General features: G+C 55.0%; 2 protein-coding genes, 1 tRNA gene and 2 rRNA genes (1 of these 5 running past the window's edge). 4 read left to right on the top strand and 1 reads right to left on the bottom strand.

Going from position 1 to position 5,000, the window contains the following annotated elements:
• The 3 genes from AC4PRM_RS06205 to AC4PRM_RS06195 form a co-directional block, all read left to right on the top strand.
• Positions 1-1,450: ribosomal RNA gene (locus AC4PRM_RS06205) — 23S ribosomal RNA — on the top strand (it extends 1,340 nt beyond the left edge of the window).
• Between the two features lie 70 nt (positions 1,451-1,520).
• Positions 1,521-1,635 (top strand): 5S ribosomal RNA (gene rrf / locus AC4PRM_RS06200).
• Between the two features lie 93 nt (positions 1,636-1,728).
• Positions 1,729-1,805 (top strand) — tRNA-Met (locus AC4PRM_RS06195).
• Positions 1,806-2,093: 288 nt separating this feature from the next.
• On the opposite strand, the gene AC4PRM_RS06190 is transcribed toward AC4PRM_RS06195, so the two are convergent.
• The gene (locus tag AC4PRM_RS06190) at positions 2,094-2,267 is read right to left on the bottom strand and encodes a DDE-type integrase/transposase/recombinase (RefSeq protein ID WP_492039201.1); all 174 of its coding nucleotides are present in this window, start codon (positions 2,265-2,267) and stop codon (positions 2,094-2,096) included.
• Between the two features lie 548 nt (positions 2,268-2,815).
• On the opposite strand from AC4PRM_RS06190, the gene AC4PRM_RS06185 reads away from it, so the two are divergent.
• The coding region (locus AC4PRM_RS06185) for a calcium-binding protein (RefSeq protein ID WP_492039200.1) at positions 2,816-5,000 on the top strand (2,185 nt) is incomplete at its 3' end.

Here is a 5,000-nt window from a genome sequence, read left to right as displayed (position 1 = left end):
CAAGGGTTCCTGCGTAAAGCTAATCTGCGCAGGGTTAGTCGGCCCCTAAGGCGAGGCTGAAAAGCGTAGTCGATGGGAAGCAGGTAAATATTCCTGCACCAGCTAGAAGTGACGGATGGCGTAACTTATCAGGGCTTATTGGATTGCTCCTGGTAGGGAAGTTGTCCCTGGAAATAACTCTAGCAGAGACCGTACCCGAAACCGACACAGGTGGTCAGGTAGAGCATACCAAGGCGCTTGAGAGAACTGTGCTGAAGGAACTCGGCAAATTGCACGCGTAACTTCGGAATAAGCGTGACTCACCTAGGGCAACCTAGACTGAGTGGCACAAGCCAGGGGGTAGCGACTGTTTAGCAAAAACACAGGGCTCTGCGAAGCAGCAATGCGACGTATAGGGTCTGACGCCTGCCCGGTGCCTGAAGGTTAAAGGGAGTTGTGAAAGCGACGAACTGAAGCCCAGGTAAACGGCGGCCGTAACTATAACGGTCCTAAGGTAGCGAAATTCCTTGTCGGGTAAGTTCCGACCTGCACGAATGGCGTAACGACTTCCCCACTGTCTCCAGCACAGGCTCAGTGAAATTGAATTCCCCGTGAAGATGCGGGGTTCCCGCGGTCAGACGGAAAGACCCTATGAACCTTTACTATAGCTTCGCCTTGGCGTTAGCGACCGTATGTGTAGGATAGGTGGGAGGCTATGAAACCGGGGCGCCAGCTCTGGTGGAGCCATCCTTGAAATACCACCCTTACTGTCGTTGACGTCTAACCGAGGGCCGTTATCCGGTCCCGGGACATGGCGTGGTGGGTAGTTTGACTGGGGCGGTCGCCTCCTAAAGTGTAACGGAGGCGCGCGATGGTGGGCTCAGACCGGTCGGAAATCGGTCGTCGAGTGCAATGGCATAAGCCCGCCTGACTGCGAGACTGACAAGTCGAGCAGAGACGAAAGTCGGCCATAGTGATCCGGTGGTCCCGCGTGGAAGGGCCATCGCTCAACGGATAAAAGGTACTCTAGGGATAACAGGCTGATTTTGCCCAAGAGTCCATATCGACGGCAAAGTTTGGCACCTCGATGTCGGCTCATCACATCCTGGGGCTGGAGCAGGTCCCAAGGGTATGGCTGTTCGCCATTTAAAGTGGTACGTGAGCTGGGTTCAGAACGTCGTGAGACAGTTTGGTCCCTATCTGCCGTGGGTGTTCGAAGCTTGAGAGGATCTGTCCCTAGTACGAGAGGACCGGGATGGACATACCTCTGGTGGACCTGTCATGACGCCAGTTGTGCAGCAGGGTAGCTATGTATGGAATAGATAACCGCTGAAAGCATCTAAGCGGGAAACTAACCTCAAAACAAGGCTTCGCTGAGGATCGTGGAAGACTACCACGTTGATAGGCCAGGTGTGGAAGTGGGGCGACCCATGAAGCTTACTGGTACTAATAATCCGATCGGCTTGATCGTTTCTCAGCAAAACTCATTCGATTTTCGAATACGACAATGTCTTCTCACAATCGTCTATCCGCCTGGTTGACCTGGTGGCTATGTCGGAGGTTCCCCACCCGATCCCATTCCGAACTCGGTCGTTAAGCCCTCCAGAGCCGATGGTACTCCGTCTCAAGGCGTGGGAGAGTAGGTCGCTGCCGGGTCTACCAGACGGATAGATGATTGTATTTACGGGCACCCTTTACGAAACTTGGGCCCGTTCTCTCGAACCCTTCTTCCTTTGCACTACCGTTTGCCGCGGGATGGAGCAGCCCGGTAGCTCGTCAGGCTCATAACCTGAAGGTCGCAGGTTCAAATCCTGCTCCCGCACCCAAACATTCTCAAAGCCCCGCATGGCTCGCCAGCGGGGCTTTTTGCTGTCAAGGAGGAGGGCTGTCAGTCCAAAGCGAATTTGTCTCTGCTGAGCGCAGGTAGGGCAGGGGACGCAAAACCTATCCGGCGAGCGTCTTCCACTCAGCCGGGGCGGCTGAGCGTTGGGCCTTGTGTATGTCTCTCTGCTGATGAAATGGCGATCCTGGTTGAAATGGTTGTGGAAGGCGGCGTGGACGTAGCTGAACTTCTGCAGGGTCTTCATTTGCCGGAACCTCAGCATGGCGCGTTCTCATCGTCGGAAGGGCGGGTGTGAGTTCTCCACTCTGTTGTTGGCCCACCTGCTAACCCCCTGCTTGTCGGAGTTGCCGAGTTCTTTCATTGCGGCCTTATAGGAGCGCAGACCATCCGTAGTGATGGCCTTGGCCTTGCCGTCGATGCCTCGCCCGGCCAGCAGGTCGTCCACGTTCCGCGCGACAGCGGATACTTCACGTGCATCATTACTACCGTCCGGATCACCTCCGGCGAGCTGTGGAAGTAGCGAAACGGGTTGGTGCTCTTGGCCATGGCGGCCCCGCCAGGAGGGCGGTTTACCAGCTGTCTAAGTTTGGCTGACAGCGTCCCTCGAAGCTTTGTGCCGCGACAAATTTCAGACTAGTCTCGCCGAAGCCACATATTCAGAACCGCAAGTTAGCAGACCCAGTCGGCTGGTCAGGAGTAGGGGGACACGAAATGGCGATAATAAATGCACCGCGCTCAAACTCGGCGGACCAGTTTGGCGTGATAACTTATTACGGCCTTGGGTTTTTGAGCGACCCGCAGAATGAATGGAGGGTAATCAAAACCGGACCCTTCGAGTTCGTTTTGCACGTGTTCTACGCCAAAGCGCCCAGCGGCTATCCGGCAATGCTTACTTTCCGGTCTGAAGGTGGTTTCACCTATAGCGCTGACTCTCCCTTTCCCTCAGGGGTGGTATCTTGGGTTGGAAGGGGTTTTTCAGGCGATGGACCCGGCTTGCCCCCTGACCCCAACGCCTTCGTCACTATAAGCGATATTGCAAGTCTCGGGCTCTCTGTGGGTCAGATCGTTGCCGAACCTGCTCGGCTTTTTGCTGGGGATGACATCATCACAGGGGGTGTTGATAGACTGCAAGTCAGAAGCGACGAAATATATGCGGGAGATGGCAATGATGTGATCATTGGCGCATCCACCGACGGTTGGTACGATCTCGGTCGCGGAAATGGGACGTTGGATGCCGGTGATGGCATTGACTTCGCTAGAGTGGACTTTTCCGATAGGAGCGCGCCTGTTGTGTATAATCACAACAATGAACAGGCGCAGGCAATAGTTGGCGGTGATATCGCTGTAACTTTGCGAAATGTGGAGATGATTCACATCATCGGAGGGACTGGGTATGACCTCATCACCGGGGGTGCCGGTAACGACCTGATTGACCTTGGTACCGGCGGTGGCACGGCCAATGGCGGAGACGGTGGCCCAACAGGCGATAATGACAGAGCAATACTAAGCTTTTCCGATAGAACGCAGGCGATCACGTATACGCACAACATGCAATCCTCGCGCGTGACGTCTGATGGGGTCTCCCTGGCCGAGCTTATAAGTATAGAAGAAATCGACATTACTGGCGGAAGCTCTGGAGACCGTCTCAGCGGCGGTGATTTCGATGATCGGTTGGTAGGTGGGCTAGGTGCCGATTACCTGAATGGTGGTGGCGGTTCGGATATACTCCAAGGAGACGGCGGCGACGACCATTTTGACGGTGGACAAGGCTATGACTATGTTCAAATGAGCAGGTCTGGCACTATTGATCTCCGTATAATGACGCCGCAGAACACTGGAGACGGTTTTGATACGTTAACGAGTATCGAAGGCGTTTTTGGCAGCGACGATAATGATCGGCTGTTCGGTGACGATAATGTTAACACTCTTCGCGGCGGCGGCGGCGATGACGTTGTCGATGGCGGGGCTGGAAATGACGTGCTCACTGGAGGTTATGGCAACAACCTAATCCGTGGTGGCGACGGAAGTGACAGGATTCACGCGTTGGACGGAAACAACGTTCTTACGCTCAGAGATACAAGCCAGGGTACCAATACAATATATGGCGGTGCTGGCGACGACTTCATATTTGGCGCTAATGGTGACGACATTCTCCATGGCGACGAGGGAAATGACCAAATCTACAGCTGGGGCGGCCACGCGGAAATATATGGAGGTCTCGGCGATGACTTTGCCAACGGCTTTGATGGTGACGATTACATAGAAGGCGGAGAAGGCAATGACACTCTTGTCGGCTCATTAGGCAGCGATGTTCTCATAGGCGGTGCAGGCAATGACGGTCTCGTTGGAGACGATTCTGGCATCCCGGACGCCAGCTTTACCTACAATGATAGGCTAGATGGTGGCGATGGAGATGATCTCCTGCAAGGCCGCTGGGGCGACGACATTCTCTATGATAGTTCCGGCAACGATACAATCGACGGCGGCGTCGGCATTGACATTGTTGACTACTCAGGTGCCAGGTCCGCTGTAAATTTGTCCACCTACTCTGGCTTTGACGTCCGAACCGGAGGCTGGTCGAGACAGAATACTGGAGGTGCCGGGAGCGACATCCTTATCGATATAGAAGGACTGGTAGGAACGTCATTCAACGACGTTTTATCTGGTCGCAATGATACATGGGGCAATGATCAAGGATTCGTTTTTGATGAGTACTTTGATGGCGGTGCTGGAAATGACGAAGTCTACGGGCACTCGGGAGCTGATACAGTTTCGGGTGGGTTCGGGCACGACCTGCTAAACGGCGGCAACGGTAATGACCACGTCACTGGCGGCGCAGGCAATGACCTGATTGAAGGAGGGAGCGGAACTGATACGGCCTACTTCAGTCACGCGCGGTCTATGTATTCAATAGTTCTGTCACAAGGGATCAGCACGATCATTGGCCCCGACGGGATTGACACTCTATCGGGCGTTGAGCGACTTAGTTTTTCTGATGGGACTTTTGGTCCTGATGGCGGACCGCTAGAGCAGGTGCTCTTGGGCACACCCGGCGCGGACACCCTGTCCGGCAACGACGGCAACGACCGTCTGATCGGCGGGGCCGGTAATGACACGCTGGTCGGCGGAGCGGGGATCGACACGGCGGACTATTCGTCGGCGGCGGCTGGCGTGACGG

The sequence above is a fragment of the Brevundimonas sp. DW-iso22 genome (genome assembly GCF_058725425.1).
This window is presented reverse-complemented; position numbering and strand designations above follow the sequence as displayed.